The following is a 17,584-nucleotide window of genomic DNA, read 5'->3' as shown; positions in this document are numbered from 1 at the left end:
GCGGTCCCCATGGCTGAGGTCAGCTACCGGCAGGCGTCGCGGCTCTACCCCGGCAACCCGCCGGTCCGGGCCGTGGACAGCCTCGATCTCGACATCGCCGACGGCGAGTTCCTGGTTCTGGTCGGCCCGTCGGGCTCGGGCAAGTCGACGGCCCTGCGGATGCTCGCCGGCCTGGAGGACGTCGACGAGGGCGCCATCCACATCGACGGCAAGGACGTCACCGCCGTCCCGCCGAAGGACCGCGACATCGCGATGGTGTTCCAGTCCTACGCCCTCTACCCGCACATGACGGTCGCCGAGAACATGGGCTTCGCGCTCAAGCTCAAGCGGGTCTCCAAGGCCAAGATCGCCGAGCGGGTGCGCGAGGCCGCCGCCCTGCTCGACCTGACCCCGTACCTGGACCGGAAGCCGAAAGCGCTTTCCGGTGGTCAGCGCCAGCGGGTCGCCATGGGCCGCGCGATCGTCCGCGAGCCCGCCGTGTTCCTGATGGACGAGCCGCTGTCCAACCTGGACGCGAAACTGCGCGTGGAGACCCGCGCGAACATCGCCGCGCTGCAGAAGCGCCTGGGCACCACCACCATCTACGTCACGCACGACCAGGTCGAGGCCATGACGATGGGCCACCGGGTCGCGGTGCTCAAGGACGGCAAGCTCCAGCAGTGCGACACCCCGCGCAACCTGTACGAGCGCCCGCGCAACGCCTTCGTGGCCGGCTTCATCGGCTCGCCCGCGATGAACCTCAAGACGGTCGCCCTGACCCCGGACGGCGCGCAGCTGGACGGGCTGACCGTGCCGCTCCCCCGCGCGACGCTCGCCGCGGCGCGCTCAGCCGGGGTGGAGTCGGTGACGCTGGGCCTGCGGCCGGAGTCGCTGCGCCTGGCCGGCGCCGGTGAGCAGGCGGCCAAGCTGACCGTCGAACTAGTCGAGGAGCTGGGCGCGGACGCCTACATCCACGGCGGCGTGAAGATCGGCGACCGCGTGGAGCGGTTCGTGGTCCGCGCCGACGGCCGCCGCCCGCCGCAGCTGGGCGAGACCGTCCAGATCGCGGTCGGCGACGCCGAGGAGGTGCACGCCTTCCACCCTGAGACGGGCGAGCGGCTGCCCTCCGCCGACTAAGGCGACAACATCACGAGGGGCCGGTGGCGGATCCGCCACCGGCCCCTTGACTGTCCGCACCTCTCGCGAATAAGTTACTCCGGAAAACAAAACCCGGAGGAGCTGCGATGGTGCGCCAACCGACCCCTGAGGACAAGTTCTCGTTCGGCCTGTGGACCGTGGGCTGGACCGGCACGGACCCCTTCGGCGGCCCGAGCCGCCCGGCGCTGGACCCGTGGGAGTACTCCGACAAGCTCGCCGAGCTGGGCGCCTGGGGCATCACCTTCCACGACAACGACGTCTTCCCCTTCGACGCCGACCTCGCCACGAAGCAGCGCCTCACCGGGCGGCTCAAGGACGCCGCCGACAAGGCCGGCCTGGTGATCGAGATGGTCACCACCAACACCTTCAGCCACCCGGTGTTCAAGGACGGCGGCCTGACCTCCAACGACCGCGGCGTGCGCCGGTTCGGGCTGCGCAAGGTGCTGCAGGCGGTCGACATCGCCGCCGAGATGGGCGCGAGCACGTTCGTCATGTGGGGCGGCCGCGAAGGCTCCGAGTACGACGGCTCGAAGGACCTCTACGCGGCGTTCGAGCGCTACAAGGAGGGCCTGGACACCGTCGCCGGCTACATCAAGTCGCAGGGCTACGGCCTGCGGATCGGCCTGGAGCCCAAGCCGAACGAGCCGCGCGGCGACATCTTCCTGCCGACCGTGGGCCACGCGCTGGCGCTGATCGCGCAGCTGGAGCACGGCGACATCGTCGGCCTCAACCCGGAGACCGGGCACGAGCAGATGGCCAACCTCAACTACACGCACGCGCTGGGCCAGGCCCTGTGGAGCGGCAAGCTGTTCCACATCGACCTCAACGGCCAGCGCGGCCTCAAGTACGACCAGGACCTGGTGTTCGGCCACGGCGACCTGATCTCCGCGTTCTTCACCGTGGACCTGCTGGAGAACGGCTTCCCCGGCTCCCCGGACGCGCCCCGCTACACCGGCCCGCGGCACTTCGACTACAAGCCCTCGCGCACCGAGTACCTCGACGGCATCTGGGACTCGGCGCGGGCGTGCATGTCGACCTACCTGATGCTGGCCGAGAAGGCGAAGGCCTTCCGCGAGGACCCGCGCGTCCGCGAGGCGTGGGACCGGGCGGGGATCCTCGAACTGGCCGAGCCGACGCTGGGCGCGGGCGAGTCGGTGGCGGACTTCCTGGCCGCCGACGACGGCTTCGACCCGGAGAAGGCCGCCCAGCGCGACTACGGGTTCGTCCAGCTGCAGCAGCTCGCGCTCGAGCACCTGATCGGCTGATTTCGTCCATCCGCTGGACGAAATCAGTGCGTCGTTAGGATCGCCGCCGTGACCGCCCTCGATCAGCAGACGAGCGCCCGCCAGTCCAGCCTCCGGGCGAGCAACCTGGCGCTGGTGGCGCGCACCGTGTGCGCGTCCGCCCGGCCGTTGTCGCGGGCGGACGTGGCGGCGGCGACCTCGATGACCCGCACCACCGCCACGCGGCTGGCCGACGAGCTGGTCGCGGGCGGGGTGCTCGGCGAGATCGAGCCGGACGGCGGCGGCAGGCGCGGCCGTCCGGCCACTCCCCTGGTGCCCGGGTCCCGGCTGGCCGCGGTCGGGCTGCAGGTCAACGCCGGGTTCCTCGCCGTGCGGGTGGCCGACCTGCGCGGCCGCGTGGTCGCCGAGTCGCTGGAGTACGCCGACCTGGTGGAAAGCGATCCGGCGGCGACGCTGGACCGGCTGGGCGCGTTGTCCGCGCGGGTGCTGGCCGGGCTGCCCGAAGGCCTGCGGCTGGTCGGGGCGGGCCTGGCGCTGCCCGGCATCGTCGCGGCCGCCACCGGCACGCTGCTGCGCGCGCCGAACCTCGGCTGGTCCGGGGTGCGGCCCGCGGAGCTGCTCGACCCGGCCGCGGTGGCCGGGTTGCCGCTGCGAGTGGGCAACGAGGCCAGCCTCGCGGCCCGCACGGTCGCCGAGGTCGCCCCAGGACGGCCGGGGCCGTTCCCGGACTTCGTGTACCTGTCGGGCGAGATCGGCATCGGCGGTGCGGCCGTCGTCGGCGGCGAGGTGATGGCCGGGCGGCACGGGTGGGCGGGCGAGATCGGGCACGTGTGCGTCAACCCGGCAGGCCCGGCCTGCCGGTGCGGGTCGACGGGCTGCCTGGAGACCTACGCCGGCCGGGACGCACTGCTCGCCGCCGCCGGCCTGACGCCCGCGTCGACCCCGGCGCACCTGGCGGAGCTCGCCGCGTCAGGCGACGCGCGGGCACGGGAGGCGGTGACCACGGCCGCACGAGCGCTCGGCGTGGCGCTGGCCGGGGTGATCAACGTGCTGGACATCCCGACGGTGGTGCTCGGCGGGCACCTGGCGCAGGTGGCGGACCTGCTGCGGCCGGAGCTGGAGAGCCGTCTGCGGGAACGCGTGCTGTCCGCGCGGTGGACGCCGCCCGCCATCCACGCGGCGAAGAACATCCCCGCCCCCGGCGCGACCGGCGCCGCGTACCGGGAACTGGCCGGGGTCCTCGCCGACCCGGCACGCTGGCTCCCCTGACCGGCGCTGGTCCAGGATCGACCGTCCGGCCGGGCCCGGTTTACCCGCGACCGGCGCCGCCTACCAGCAGCTGGCCGCGGTCCTCACCAACCCCGCCCGCCGGCTCCCCTGACCGGCGCTGGTCCAGCACCAACCCTCCACGCCAGCACCGGCCGACCACCAACCCCGATCTACCCACGACCAGCACCGCACACCAGCAACTCCCCGCGGTCCTCACCAACCCTGCCCGCTCCCCTGACCACCACTGGTCCCGGATCGACCATCCGGCCCAGGTTGATCACCGGGCCCGGTTTGCCCCCGTCCGGCGCGCTGGGGGAAGCTGATGCCGAGGCATCTCACCCACGTTCGAAGGGAGCGGGCACGCCGGCGCCCACGTCTTGACTGAATCCGACCGTCTCGTCTCCGCCTCCCCCGCCGGGATCGACGCGGGCTGGGACGGTGCGCCGTACCCCGCTCTGCTGGCCGCCCCGGACGGCACCGTCCACGCGGCCAACGAAGCCGCCCGTCTGCTGTTCCCCGCCCTGCGTCCCGGGCGCGCGCTCGCCGACTGCGTCTCGGCCTGGCTGTGCGCCGCCCACACCGCCGGATCCGCTCTCGCGGCCGGGCGGGTCGACGACCGGACCTTCGACGCGCACCCGGTCCGGCAGCCGGAGGGACCGGTCATGTGGTGGCTCGTGGAGACCACCGAGCTCCACGCGGCCCGCGAGGCGCTGCGCCGGGAACGGGAACGCACCGCCTTCCTCAGCGCGGCCTCGAACGCGCTCCTCGGGTCGCTCAACGTGCCCCGCAGCATGGAGGTGGCCGCCGAACTGTCCGCGGGCCACCTCGCCGACGCGGCGTGGATCGTCGCGCCGGGCACGCGCGGCCGCTACTCCGCGGTCGTGTGCGTGCGCGGCGAGCGGCCCCGCCCGCTGACCCTGGAGATCGACCCGGACGAGCTGCCCGGGCTGGCCGAGGCGCTGCAGGGGTTCCCGCCGGTGCCGTCCCGCTGGATCGACCCGGCCCAGGCCCCGTCGTGGATCGTGCCGGAGGGGTTCGGCCAGGTCGGCTCGATCGTGGTGACCCCGCTGCCCGGCCACGGCGTCCCGGCGGGCGTGCTGATCCTGTTGCGCCGCACCGAGCACCACGCCTTCACCGAGGACGAGGAGGTGTTCGCGCGCCTGTTCGCCGCCCGCTCCGGCGCGGCGATGTCCGCGGCGCGCCTGTTCGAACAGCAGAGCTCGATCACCGAGGTCCTCACCGAAGAGCTGCTGCCGCCGGTACTGGAGCAGATCGGCGGGGTGGAGTTCGCCGGCGGCTACCGTCCGGCCCAGGACGCCGACCGGCTCGGCGGCGACTTCTACGACGTGCACCCGCTCGGGGAGGGCGAGTCGCTGGCCCTGCTCGGGGACGTGTGCGGCAAAGGGCTCGAAGCCGCCGTGCTCACCGGCAAGATCCGCAACACGCTGCAGGCCCTGCTGCCGATGGCGGACGACCACGGCCGCATGCTCCGGCTGCTGAACTCGTCGCTGCTCAGCTCGCACCACACGCGGTTCGCCACGCTGGCGCTGGCCTCGGCGTGCCGGCACGGTCAGGAGGTCCGGTTGCGGGTCACCAGCGCCGGGCACCTGCCGCCGCTGGTCGTCCGAGCCGACGGGACGGTCGGGGAGGTCGCCTGCCGCGGCAGCCTGATCGGCGTGCTGCCGGAGATCGAGGTCTCCAGCGAGGACGTCGTGCTGGCCCCTGGCGAGACCTGCCTGCTCTACACCGACGGCATCACCGAGGCGCGGGGCGGACCGCTCGGCGGCGAGATGTTCGGCGAGGCCCGGCTGCGCCGCGCGCTCGGCGAATGCGCCGGGATGCCCGCCGAGGCGGTCGTCGAGCGCGTGCAGATGCTCGCGACCGAATGGGTCGGCGCCGGTCAGCACGACGACATGGCCCTGCTCGCCATCACCGCCCCGCGCGGGCGGCACCTGACCGCCGTGCGCGGTCCCGGATCCCCGTAGGCGGCAGCATGAACAAGATCGTGACACAGCCCGCGGACACCACGGACCACGCCGAGCGGCTGTGGGACGCCGTCCTCGACGGCGACGAGTACACCGCCACCGACACGGTGCTGGCCGCGCTGCACGACGGCATCGGCCCGGAGGCCGTGCTGCTGGACGTCATCGGCGCGGTGCAGCGCCGGGTCGGGCACGAGTGGGCGGCCAACCGGATCAGCGTCGCGCAGGAGCACGCGGCGACGGCGATCAACGAGCGGGCGATCGTCCACCTCGTCCGGGAGGCGCCACGGCCCCGGGTGACCCGCGGGCGCCTCACGGTGTCCTGTGTGGACGGTGAGTGGCACGCGCTGCCGGCGCGGCTGCTGGCCGAAGTGCTGACGCTGCGGGGGTTCCGGGTCGACTACCTGGGCGCGCAGGTGCCCACCCCGCACCTGATCACGCACCTGCACCGGACCGGGCCGGAGGCGGTCGCGCTGTCCGGTTCGCTGCCCACCCGGCTGCCCGCCGCGCACGCCACGATCAGCGCGTGCCAGGCCGCCGGGGTGCCGGTGATCGCCGGTGGCGCCGCGTTCGGCCCGGACGGCCGATGGGCGCGGCTGCTGGGCGCGGAGGCGTGGGCGCCCGACGCGCGTGCCGCCGCGGACCGGCTCGCGAACGACCCGCTGCCCCGGCCGCACGCCCCGCACCAGCTGATCGACGACCTGCCGCACCTGGCCGACCAGGAGTACACGCTGGTCCGCCGCAGCTCGCCGCAGCTGGTGCGCGCGGTGTACGCGGGGCTCGAGCAGCACCTGCCCGCGATGCGCGAGTACACCGAGCTGCAGCGCCAGTACACCACTGAGGACCTGGCGCACATCGTCGATTTCCTGTCGACGGCGCTCTACACCGGCGACGCCTCGCTGTTCACCGCGTTCCTGACCTGGACCGCCGACATCCTGGCCGCGCGCAGGGTGCCGCCGGGGTCGCTGATCCCGGCGCTGGACCTGCTGACCGGGGAGCTGCGGGACTTCCCGCGGGCGACGGCGCTGCTGGCGCAGGCGCGGGAGGAGCTGGCCGGCCGCCTCGGGACGGGCGGGCCGGGATGACCGAACCGCGGCCGCTGACGACGAGCTGGACGACCCCCGACGCCCGGACGCTGCACGGCGCCCTCGCCGGGAACCTGGACTACCACAGCGGCGACGGCCTGCTGAGCGAGGTGACCGCCCGGCTGGCGCCCGGCCTGCGCGACGTCCGGCTCGACTTCGGGTCGCTGGACTTCTGCGACTCCTACGGGCTGTCCACGCTGCTGATGATCGCGCGGCGGGTGCAGAGCGCCGGGGCGAACCTGCACCTGGACGACCGGCCGCCCGTGCTGGAGCGGCTGCTCGACATGACGCGCACGCTGGACTACCTGACGGCCCCGGCTCGAAAAGCCAGCCAGGGCGAGGCCGATTAGCGCCGGGGCGCACCGCTTGGACCCGAAGTGCTTGCGCGAGCGAGCCGGCTACCTCCCACCCGCACCGCCCGGCAAGCCAACCGAACAGGCTCGCGCGGCGTGAGCAGCGCACCAGCCCCCACGGACCGCCGCCCCGCGCGCTACTCGGACCAGCCTCGCTGCGCGAGCCAGGGCCATAGGGGCCCGCTACTTACGATTTTACTCGGACACGTCTCGCTGCGCGAGCAGCGCACCAGCCACAACGGGCCGCCACCCGCGAGTTGCTCGGGCAGTCCTGCTTCGCGAGCAGCCGGGTGCGGGGCGGGTGGCCCGTCACTTCCGCGGCGACTTGCCGGGATTCACCTTCGGCTCGGGATGTTCCGGCTTGGTCGCCTTCGGCGCGGCGGCCATGGCCTGGCCGGTCGCGCTCGTCGCCGCTCCATTGCCCTTGACCTCGCCATTGCCCTTGCCGCCAGCGCCGCCCTTGGCCGCGCCACTGCTCTTGGCTCCGGCGCTGCTCTTGGCCCCGGCATTGCCCTTCGCTCCGGCGTTGCCCTTGGCCCCGGCATTGCTGTTGGCCTCAGCGTTGCCCTTGGCCCCGGCACTGCCCTTGGTCCCACCATTGCCGTTGGCTCCGGCGCTCCCCTTGGCCCCGGCACTGCCCTTGGCCCCACCATTGCCGTTGGCTCCGGCGCTCCCCTTGGCCCCGGCACTGCCCTTCGCTCCGGCGTTGCTCCTGGCTACCGCGCCGCCCTTGGGCTCGGCGTTGCCTTGGGCCCCGGCGTTGCCGTGCGCGGCTCCGTTGGCGTTCGGGGCGCCGTCCTTCGGCCGGCCGTTCTCGTTGGCCCCGGCGCCGGCCTGGGGAGCCACAGCAGCAACACCCGGCACGGCAGGCCGCACCGGCGCCGCCGCGAAGGCCTCCGGCGCGGCCGCCCGGTCGGGTGCCACCACCGGCCCGGCGACCGCCGCGACCGCGGCCAGCGTCACGGCCGCGGCCATCTTCGAGATCGCCGCCACTCCGCCCCCGGCGGCCACCGACGCCGCGGGCGCCCCGCCGCCACCGAGCAGCCTCCCGAGCAGCGGCAACAGCGCCAGCGCGGGCAGCCCGCCGTTGACCGTCTCCAGCACCGCCGCCACCCGGTGGCACTTGGGGCAGCCGGCCAGGTGCGCCGACACCGCCCGCCCCTGCCGCGCGGTCACCTTCCCGCGCGTCCACGCGCCCAGCCGCCGCCGCACGCTGCGGCAGTCCTCGGCGCGCGCCGCGGGTACATGGGCCTGCAGGAACGCCTGCCGCAGACCCTCACGGGCGCGCACCGCGAGCGCAGCGACCCCGTTGGCCGTCATGCCCAGCTCGTCGGCCAGCGCCGCGGGCCGGGTGCCCAGCATCTCGGTGTGCCACAGCACGTACCGCCAGCGCGGCGGCAGGGTTTCGAACGCCGAGAGCGCCACCTCGCCGGTGAGCCGGTCGATCACGATCTCTTCGACACCCGGCGTGCCCTCGTCGCGGCAGGCGGCCCACGGGTCGCACCGCTCGCGGCGGCGACCCCAGTCCATCGCCAGGTTACGCAGCGTCACGAGCAGGTAGGGCCGGAAGCGCTCGGCCGGGCCGGCGCCGTCCCGGATCGCGGCGAGCACCCGCAGGAACGATTCGGCCACCAGGTCGTCCACCTCGGACCGGTCCCGCCACATCATCGACGCCACCCGGCGCGCCGCGGGCAGGTGCCGCCGGAAGAGACGGTCGTAGGCGAGCAGGTCGCCCGCGCGGACCGCCTCGATCAGGTCGGCATCGACGTCCGTGTCCCCCGCCATGGTCCTCCTCGTCGCCCGGGCGCCCTTGCCCGAGGAGACTCCGCACTCGCGAGTTTCGTTACGGGGCAGCCTGCCACGCCGCGTGGATCACCGCACGGGATTGGTCAGAAATCGGCGGCTTTGCCGATGTAGATCTCGCTGAACGCGGCCGCGGCGGCGGGTGATCCGAGCAGGCGGCGCAGGCGGGCCTGTGCCAGCCGGGCGCGGAACGGGTCGGCGGGCGGGTCGACGGTGGAGCTGTGGAAGATGTCCGACAGCCACTGCGAGAACTCCTGGTACTGCCACACGCGGGCCAGGCAGGTGTCCGAGTAGCGGGCCAGCGGCCCGTCGTCGCCGCCGTAGTGGGCCTCGATCGCCTCAGCCAGGTGGAACGCGTCGTGCAGGGCGAGGTTGAGGCCCTTCGCCGCGATCGGCGCGACCAGGTGCGCCGACTCGCCCGCCAGGAACAGCCTGCCGCGGCACATCGGCTCGTGGACGTAGTTGTGCATGTCGAGGACGCGTTTCTCGATCAGCTCGCCCTCGACGAGCGGGCCGTCCGGCACCCCCAGCCGCTGGTGCAGCTCGGACCAGACGCGCTCGTGCGGCCAGTTGTCCTCGGAGTCGCCGGGCGGGCACTGCAGGTAGAAGCGCGTGACGGTGGGGGTGCGCGCCATGTGCGCGGCGAACCCGCGGGGGTGGATGCCGAACAGGACGCCGTCCGCACTGGGCGGCGCCTCGGCGAGCAGTGCCAGCCAGCCGATGCCGTAGTCGTGGGTCAGCAGGTTGCCTGCGAGGTGACGCCGCGTGACGCCTTGGGCGCCGTCGCAGCCGGCGATGAAGTCACAGCCGAGCCGGCGGGCGGTGCCGTCGGCGGCGGTGAAGGTGACCGACGGCGTGGCCGATTCGATGTCGTGCAGGGCCACGTCCCGGACCCCGAACTCGATGTCGCCGCCCTTGTCGGCGTAGTGCGCGACCAGGTCGGTGACGAGCAGCTGCTGCGGGTAGACGAAGTGGCGCTGGCCGGCCCACTGCTCGTAGGAGAACGGGTGGCGGCCGTTTTCGAACCGGAACTCGAAGCGGCCCTGGCTCGGCGCGGTGGACAGCAGCTTGTCGGCCAGTCCGCGCTCGTCGAGCGCGCGCACGGCCCACTCCTCGATGAACCCGGCGCGCGGGCGGGCCTCGATGAAGGCGCGGGTCTGCTCCTCGAGCACCACGCAGTCGATTCCCCTGTCCCGCAACACGTTGGCGAGGCTCAGCCCGGCGGGCCCGGCCCCCACGACGACGACCCCGGTACGCGCGACCACGATTCCTCCCCAGGTGGTGGCGATTGCGGCAGTGTGCCGGAAAGTGCCCAGCACTGCAACGGTTTCCGGCGCGCTCGGGCGCCGGTGGCGGCCGCGGGGGTGCCGTGCCGGGGGTGTCGCCTGGGTCAGGGCCCGGGGTGCGCATCGGAGAATGCCGCCCCGTGGCAGCGAGCCACGGTGCCGCGCCAGAAGATGCCCCTTGGGTCAGCGGGCCGGGGGCCCTACCGGTAGATGCGCCCGGGCCAGCGAGCCGGGCTGCCGTACTGGGAGGTGCTGCCTGGCTCAGCGGGCCTGCGTGCCGAACCAGAAGGCGCCACCCCGCTCAGCGGGCCGCAGCGGCGCGGCCGGAGTGTCGAACCGACCAGTGCCGCCCGGGTCAGCGGGCCGGGCCGCGGCGCGACTGCTCGACGGGCTGGCCGGACCGCTGCACAGGCCGGTCCTGGTACGGGATCGCGTAGGTGGCTAGGTGCTGGCGGACCGCGGCGCTGTCGGTGGTGCCGGCGGGCGCCGCGTCGGGGGCGCGGCCCTCGAAGACCTCGGCCACGAACCGGGCGACCTCGGCCGGTGGCGGCAGCAGCTCGGCGCCGTAGTAGCGGACCACGCTCAGCTCGTGCCCGGCCGTGGTCTCGATCGCCACCGCCCAGCCGTCGTGCTCGTTCCACACCAGGGCCGTGTCCTGCGCGGGGTGGTCGCGCAGCCGGTCGTCGAGCGCGAGGTAGGCGTACGCCGGCGGCGGGTCCAGGTGGGCGTAGTAGGCCTCGCCGCTGCAGCCCAGCTCCTCGGCGACGGTGTTGACGTATCGACGCAGCCCGGAGGCCGCCGCGTGCTCGTATTCCAGATGCATCTCACGCCCCGTTGAGTGAGTAGTCGGCCGTGCGGGCGGACTACCACCTGACCGGGTGACCAAAACCCCTCAACCGACCACGCCGAGTCCCGTCGCCGCGTGGACCTCCAGCCGGACGAACCGCTCCTGTGGAACCGCCTCGACGGCGAAGTAGTCCTTGCGATCGGGATCGTCGACCGCGGCGGGTTCCAGCCAGGTGAAGCTCCGCAGCGCCCGGGCAGCGGCCTCCACCGCTTCGAACGCCTCCCGCTCGGTGCCGCCCACGAGCGCGGCGACCTCGATCGTCCCGCTCGGCCGCCGCCGCGGCTCGCTGACCTCGATGTCCTCCTCCGACGGGAACGTGTGCCGCCGGAGCTCGCCGGCCAGCTCGCGCACCATCTCCCGCGCGTCGATCCCGTCCGCACCGGAGATTTCGGCGACGATCACGACCCGCGTGCTGGTGACGGCGTGCGCCAGCTCCATCAGCTCGCGGATCTCGTCCTCGCCGAAGCCACCCTCGGGGCCGAGCGGTTCGAGCTCCTCGACCTCGATGTCCTCCGGCTCGGTGCCGAACGGGTCTCGCCCCCGCTTGACGAACATCGTCACGAGCGTGCCGTCCGCCAGCTCGGCGTGGTAGACGCGACCAAAGGGCTGCCCGCCGATCTCGGTGATCTCCAGCAACGCCGGGTCCAGCCCGATCACCTCCAGGTGCCCGAGCGCCACCCGGCGGATCGCCTGGATCCCGCTTTCGCCCTCCCACGAGCGGGACCGGATCAACAGCCGAGCGTCGTACGGTCCCGGCGGATCGCTGTTGGCCGGCCCGATGGAAAATCGCCACGCTCCCAGCGCGGCGATCAAGTGCCGGCAGCCCGTCACGGCGTCGCCGAGGCTGGGCGCGGTGAACCACAACTGGAGCTCCGCGACCACATCCGTGTCGCGGAGCTCCTCGGAGATCATCACTCCGCGGGATCGTAGTCCAGGTTGGGCCGCAACCACTTCTCGATTTCCGGCTGTGGCAGGCCGCGTCGCCGGGCGTAGTCGGTCACCTGGTCGCGTCCGAGGCGCCCCACGGTGAAGTACCGGGACTCCGGGTGGGCGAAGATCAGCCCGCTCACGCTGGCCGCCGGGGTCATCGCGAACGACTCCGTCAGCCCGAGGCCCAGGTCCGAAGCCCGCAGCAGGTCGAACAGCTCCCGCTTCTGGCTGTGGTCCGGGCTCGCCGGGTAGCCGAGCGCGGGGCGGATCCCGCGGAACCGCTCGGCGTGCAGGTCCGCCAGCGACGGCTGCGCGTCCGGCTCGAACCACTCCCGCCGGGCCTCCAGGTGGATGTACTCGGCGAACGCCTCGGCCAAGCGGTCGGCCAGCGCCTTCACCATGATCGCGCGGTAGTCGTCGTTCTGGGACTCGTAGTGGCGCGCCAGCTCCTCGGCCCCGTGCACGGTCACCGCGAACCCGCCGAGGTGGTCCCCCACCGGGGCCACGTAGTCGGCCAGGCAGCGGTTCGCGCGTCCGTCCGGTTTGGACGTCTGCTGGCGCAGCATCGGGAACCGCACACCGTTTTCCAGCACGATGTCGTCGCCCTCGCTGTGCGCGGGCCAGAAGCCGTAGGCGCCGCGGGCCTCCAGTAGCTCCTGCGCGACGATCTCGTCGAGCAGCGTGTTCGCGTCGTCGAACAGCTCGCGCGCCACCGGCTGGTCCAGGATCGCCGGGTACTTGCCCTTGAGCTCCCACGCCAGGAACAGGAACTGCCAGTCGATCATCTCGCGCAGCGCGGGCAGCCCGGGCGAGACCGTGCGCACCCCGGTGAACGACGGCACCGGCAGGTCGTCGAAGGACACCCGCTCCGGGTTGGCCCGCGCCTGCTCCAGCGTGAGCATCGGGCGGCGCTGCTTGCCGGCGTGCTGCTCGCGCAACCGTTCCTGCTCCGCGCGGTTCGCCGTGTCCAGCGCCGCCGCGCGGTCGGTGTCGAGCAGGTCCGACACGACCCCGACGACCCGCGACGCGTCCAGCACGTGCACCGTCGTGTGGTCGTAGGCCGGCGCGATCCGCACCGCGGTGTGCTGCCGGGACGTGGTCGCGCCCCCGATCAGCAGCGGGATCTTCAGCCCGCGCCGCTGCATCTCCGTCGCGACCGACACCATCTCGTCCAGCGACGGGGTGATCAGCCCGGACAGGCCGATCGCGTCGGCGTTCTCGGCGACCGCGGTGTCCAGGATCTTCGCCGCGGGCACCATCACGCCGAGGTCGATCACCTCGTAGTTGTTGCAGCCCAGCACGACGCCGACGATGTTCTTGCCGATGTCGTGCACGTCGCCCTTCACGGTGGCCAGCACGATCTTGCCCTGGCCGCGCTCGGTGCTCACCTGCCCGGACCGGCGCAGCTCCTCCTTCTCGGCCTCCATGAACGGCTCGAGGTAGGCCACCGACCGCTTCATCACGCGCGCGCTCTTGACCACCTGCGGCAGGAACATCTTGCCCGAGCCGAACAGGTCGCCGACGGTCTTCATGCCGTCCATCAGCGGGCCCTCGATGACCTCCAGCGGCCGCGCGAAGTTCTGCCGCGCCTCCTCGGTGTCGTCCTCGATGTAGTCGACGATGCCGTGCACCAGCGCGTGCCGCAGCCGCTCGGCCACCGGCGCCTCGCGCCACGACAGGTCCACCACCCGCTTGCGGCCCTGGCCGCGGACCGTCTCGGCGAACTCGACCAGCCGGTCGGTGGCGTCCTCGCGGCGGTCGAACAGCACGTCCTCGACCAGTTCCAGCAGGTCGGCGGGGATGTCCTCGTAGACGGTGAGCTGGCCGGCGTTGACGATGCCCATGTCCAGCCCGGCGCGCACCGCGTGGAACAGGAACGCCGAGTGCATCGCCTCGCGCACGACGTCGTTGCCGCGGAAGGAGAACGACAGGTTCGAGATGCCGCCGCTGGTGCGCGCGCCCGGGCAGCGCTGCTTGATCAGCGGCAGCGCCTCGATGAACGCCTTGGCGTAGCCGTTGTGCTCGGCGATGCCGGTCGCGACGGCCAGCACGTTGGGGTCGAACACGATGTCCTCGGGCGGGAACCCGGCCTCGCGCGTGAGCAGGTCGTAGGCGCGGGCGCAGATCTCCACCTTGCGCTCGGTGGTGTCGGCCTGACCCTTCTCGTCGAAGGCCATCACGACGACACCGGCGCCGTAGTCGCGGATGCGCCGGGCCTGGCGCAGGAACTGCTCCTCGCCCTCCTTGAGGCTGATCGAGTTGACCACGCCCTTGCCCTGCACGCACTTGAGCCCGGCCTCCAGCACGCTCCACCTCGAGCTGTCGACCATGATCGGGATGCGGGCCACCTCCGGCTCGGTGGCGATCAGGTTGAGGAACGTCGTCATCGCGTGCTCGGAGTCGAGCAGGTCGGCGTCCATGTTGACGTCGAGCAGGTTGGCGCCGCCGCGGACCTGGTCCAGCGCGACGTCGACGGCGGCCTGGTAGTCGCCGGACTCGATCAGCCGCCGGAACTTGGCCGAGCCGGTGACGTTGGTGCGCTCGCCGATCATCACGAACCCGGTGTCGGCGCCGATCTCGAACGGCTCCAGCCCGCTGAACCGGGTGTGGGTGCGCGGCGGCGGCACCTCGCGCGGGGCCGCGCCGGACACCGCCTGGGCGATCTTGGCGATGTGCTCGGGGCCGGTGCCGCAGCAGCCGCCGACGATGTTGACCATGCCGCTGCCGGCGAACTCGCCCAGCATGCGGGCGGTTTCGTCCGGAGTCTGGTCGTAGCCGCCGAAGGCGTTGGGCAGGCCGGCATTGGGGTGGCAGGCGACGTAGGTGCCCGCCAGGCGGGACAGCTGCTCGACGTGCGGGCGCATCTCCTCGGCGCCCAGCGAGCAGTTCACGCCCACGACCAGCGGGTCGGCGTGCTCGATCGCGCTCCAGAACGCCTCGACGGTCTGGCCGGACAGGGTGCGGCCGGACAGGTCGACGATCGTCACCGAGATCCACAGCGGCAGGTGCGGGGCGACGTCGCGGGCCGCGGCGATGGCGGCCTTCGCGTTGAGGGTGTCGAAGATCGTCTCGATGAGCAGCAGGTCGACGCCGCCCTCTGCCAGTGCGGCGATCTGCTCGGCGTAGGCGTCGCGGACCTCGTCGAAGGTGACCGCGCGGTAGGCGGGCTCGTCGACCTTCGGGGAGAGGGACAGGGTGACGTTGAGCGGCCCGATGGAGCCGGCGACGAACCTGCCGCCTGCTTCGTCGGCGGCCTGGCGGGCCAGCTGGGCGCCGCGCACGTTCATCTCGCGGACGAGGTGCTGGAGGCCGTAGTCGGCCTGGCCGATGCTCGTCGCGGTGAACGTGTTGGTCGTGGTGATGTCCGCGCCCGCGGCGAGGTACTGCCGGTGCACGTCGAGGATCAGGTCGGGGCGTGTGAGGTTGAGCAGGTCCGGGTCGCCGGTGACATCCTGAGGGTGGTCGCCGATCACGTCGCCGCGGTAGTCGGCCGGGGTGAGGCCCGCGCCCTGCAGCATCGTGCCCCAGGCGCCGTCGAGGACGGCCACCCGGTCGCTCAGGATTTCCCGCAGAGCCTTCGTCGTGTCCACCGGCGCCCTCCCAACTGTCGGGAGGCGCCCTTGTTGCGGTTCACGGGGGCCGAGCGTGGCGGACCTGGGTCCGTTGCAGCGCCTCTCGGCCTGGCGAACACAGTACTGGACGCCCCTCCGCGGCACCAAAACCGTTCCCGCGATGTGGACCGTCAGCCGAGAGCGAAGCGCGTCAGGTTCGCCGCCACCGGTTCGGCTTCGCCGGTGTTCTGGCGCGCCGCCGCGGTGAGGACGTCCAGGTGCTGGTACCCGGGCGCCAGCACGGTCTCCCCCGTCGCAGGCTCGCCGCGGGGCGCGATCAGGCCGTCGCCGGCGAGGAGGTTGATCGTGGGGTGCGCCGTGATGCCCTCGGGGTGCCGCACGTGGGCGCGGATCTCCGCCGCGCCGGCCTGGCTGATGTCGGTCATCAGCTTCGACGGGAAGTACTGCTCGGTGAAGTCCAGCGGGTGCTCGGCGAGGCTGCGGGCCAGGTCGGCGATCGCGGTGACCTCCTTCGCCGGGGCGGTGAACGGCGCGCCGTGGCGGTCGCGCGCCACGGTGGCGTCGATGTCGTCGTAGTCGCGCCACGTGTAATCCGCGGACGGGTCCACCGGCACGGCCAGCGGGTCGACGCCGAGCGCGCCGGTCGTCCCGGCCGGCTCGTGCGGCAGCGGGAAGTCCTTGTCCGCCACCGGACCGCCGCCGAAGAAGCCTGTGCTGGCCTGCAGGAACGCCAGCGGCTGCGAGTTGTCGTCGAGCAGCGCGCCCAGCGCGGTCGCGTTCGTGATGGCGAAGTCCCGGATCGACGGGATCCCGGCCGCGAACGCCACCGCGTCCCGCGAGAACAGCAGCCGGTAGGTGGTCTCCAGGTTCGCGTTCGACGGGAGGTAGGACGCCAGGTCCGACGGCCCGTCCGGGTCGACGTCGGCGGCCAGCCCGGCCACTCCGAGCAGGTTCATCGTCTCCGCGTTGATCAGCACCGGCAGGTTCAGCGCCCGCGGCAGCAACCCGGACGCCAGCCCGGCCTGCGTCGCGGCGTAGCCGAGGTCGTCGGCGCCGATCGCGTCCGGCAACCCGCTGAGCGAGCCCAGCGACGTGGAGATCGCCGAGTCGAGCGCGAAGTAGCCGGCGCACTGCGTGTGACCGGGTGTGCCGTCGAAGTCCCACGACGCGAAGAACCCGGTGAGCGTCCCGCCCAGCGAGTGCCCGCCGCACAGCACCTTCGACGCCCGCACGGCCGGGTCGGGCAGCTCGCGGACCATCAGGTCGTACTGGTCGCGCAGCGTCTGCTCCAGCCCGAGGTGCGCGAGCCAGCCCAGGCGGCCGTTGCCGAGGTAGCCGGCGAACCGCCTGCCGCCGACCTCGGCGCCGAGGTAGTAGTAGCCGACGGCGACGTGCGGGTCGCGGGCGGCGAGCCCGGCCGCGAGCCCGGTGTGGTCCTCCAGGCAGTTCGACCGCCGGTCCAGGGCCCAGAACTCGATGTGCCGCCCTTGCCGCGCGGCGTTTCGCACGGTGTGGCGGGCCAGGTTGTCGAACGCCCCGGCGCCTTCGAGCACCCCGGGCTGGGCGATCAGGATCCGGTCCGCCCGCGCGGCGTCGGCGGGACCGGCGGCATCGCGGTACCGCAGGTAGGACAGCCAGTCGCACGCCTCCGGGTGCGGCCCGGCCGAATCCGGCAGCGGCACCCGCACCCGCACCACCGACTCGGCGACCGAGTCGACCGGCGAGCTCGTCACGACCGGTGCCTCCGTCCGGCCGACCGCCGCCGCGGCGGTGATTCCCGGCACGGACGAGATGAGCAGCGTCGCGGCCACAACCAGGGGAAATCGCACGAAACGCGAGGCTAGGAGCCCGGCGGCGGGCGCGGCAACGGCCGGCGCGGAACTTGTCACCGCGATGCGGAATCGACGCGTCGTGGTTGGCACCAGGCGGGAATCCCGGGCGAACGGCCGAGAAGACCGGATGCGGGTGATGGCGCGGCGGCCCCGGGGTCACCGGGGCGCTCGCCGGGCAGATCGCCCAGCACCGCGGCTGCCGGTCACAGCGCGGAACAAAGAACGGCGGGCCGGCTTCCCCAAG

The 17,584-nt window shown here is 73.1% G+C and carries 12 protein-coding genes and 1 riboswitch; of the genes, 6 read left to right on the top strand and 6 right to left on the bottom strand.

Annotated features, from left to right (window positions below; translation table 11 throughout):
- Nucleotides 1-9 precede the first annotated feature (9 nt).
- The 6 genes from ugpC (at nucleotide 10) to ABZ215_RS32910 (ending at nucleotide 7,067) form a co-directional block, all read left to right on the top strand.
- A complete protein-coding gene (gene ugpC / locus ABZ215_RS32935) occupies nucleotides 10-1,116 on the top strand; it encodes a sn-glycerol-3-phosphate ABC transporter ATP-binding protein UgpC (protein ID WP_017987899.1) in 1,107 nt (368 codons plus the stop codon).
- A 107-nt stretch (nucleotides 1,117-1,223) separates the two neighbouring features.
- A complete protein-coding gene (gene xylA / locus ABZ215_RS32930) occupies nucleotides 1,224-2,402 on the top strand; it encodes a xylose isomerase (RefSeq protein ID WP_020420518.1) in 1,179 nt (392 codons plus the stop codon).
- A 48-nt stretch (nucleotides 2,403-2,450) separates the two neighbouring features.
- Complete coding sequence (locus ABZ215_RS32925) at nucleotides 2,451-3,650, top strand: ROK family protein (RefSeq protein ID WP_354954108.1); 1,200 nt, start codon at nucleotides 2,451-2,453, stop codon at nucleotides 3,648-3,650.
- Between the two features lie 377 nt (nucleotides 3,651-4,027).
- A complete protein-coding gene (locus ABZ215_RS32920) occupies nucleotides 4,028-5,635 on the top strand; it encodes a SpoIIE family protein phosphatase (RefSeq protein WP_354954106.1) in 1,608 nt (535 codons plus the stop codon).
- An 8-nt stretch (nucleotides 5,636-5,643) separates the two neighbouring features.
- Nucleotides 5,644-6,717 (top strand): B12-binding domain-containing protein, encoded by a 1,074-nt coding sequence (locus ABZ215_RS32915; RefSeq protein ID WP_354954104.1) that lies wholly within the window; start codon nucleotides 5,644-5,646, stop codon nucleotides 6,715-6,717.
- On the top strand, nucleotides 6,714-7,067 hold the full coding sequence (locus ABZ215_RS32910) for an STAS domain-containing protein (protein ID WP_354712153.1): 354 nt from the start codon (nucleotides 6,714-6,716) through the stop codon (nucleotides 7,065-7,067). The genes ABZ215_RS32915 and ABZ215_RS32910 overlap by 4 nt, the downstream gene beginning before the upstream one ends.
- A 312-nt stretch (nucleotides 7,068-7,379) precedes the next feature.
- On the opposite strand, the gene ABZ215_RS32905 is transcribed toward ABZ215_RS32910, so the two are convergent.
- The 6 genes from ABZ215_RS32905 to ABZ215_RS32880 form a co-directional block, all read right to left on the bottom strand.
- A complete protein-coding gene (locus ABZ215_RS32905) occupies nucleotides 7,380-8,855 on the bottom strand; it encodes a sigma-70 family RNA polymerase sigma factor (RefSeq protein WP_354954102.1) in 1,476 nt (491 codons plus the stop codon).
- A gap of 104 nt (nucleotides 8,856-8,959) precedes the next feature.
- Nucleotides 8,960-10,138, bottom strand: coding sequence for a 4-hydroxybenzoate 3-monooxygenase (locus ABZ215_RS32900; RefSeq protein ID WP_354954100.1), 1,179 nt, complete (start codon nucleotides 10,136-10,138; stop codon nucleotides 8,960-8,962).
- A gap of 376 nt (nucleotides 10,139-10,514) precedes the next feature.
- A complete protein-coding gene (locus tag ABZ215_RS32895) occupies nucleotides 10,515-10,982 on the bottom strand; it encodes a DUF6292 family protein (RefSeq protein WP_354954098.1) in 468 nt (155 codons plus the stop codon).
- A gap of 69 nt (nucleotides 10,983-11,051) precedes the next feature.
- A complete protein-coding gene (locus tag ABZ215_RS32890) occupies nucleotides 11,052-11,921 on the bottom strand; it encodes a hypothetical protein (RefSeq protein WP_354954096.1) in 870 nt (289 codons plus the stop codon).
- Nucleotides 11,918-15,526 (bottom strand): methionine synthase, encoded by a 3,609-nt coding sequence (metH, locus tag ABZ215_RS32885; RefSeq protein ID WP_354954094.1) that lies wholly within the window; start codon nucleotides 15,524-15,526, stop codon nucleotides 11,918-11,920. The genes ABZ215_RS32890 and metH overlap by 4 nt, the downstream gene beginning before the upstream one ends.
- Nucleotides 15,527-15,541: 15 nt before the next feature.
- Nucleotides 15,542-15,619: riboswitch (S-adenosyl-L-homocysteine riboswitch) on the bottom strand.
- A 59-nt stretch (nucleotides 15,620-15,678) separates the two neighbouring features.
- Nucleotides 15,679-17,337, bottom strand: a complete 1,659-nt coding sequence (locus tag ABZ215_RS32880; RefSeq protein WP_354954092.1) for a hypothetical protein — start codon at nucleotides 17,335-17,337, stop codon at nucleotides 15,679-15,681.
- Nucleotides 17,338-17,584: the final 247 nt, after the last annotated feature.

Source organism: Amycolatopsis sp. NPDC006131, from assembly GCF_040614175.1.
Lineage (GTDB): Bacteria > Actinomycetota > Actinomycetes > Mycobacteriales > Pseudonocardiaceae > Amycolatopsis_E > Amycolatopsis_E tucumanensis.
This window is presented reverse-complemented; position numbering and strand designations above follow the sequence as displayed.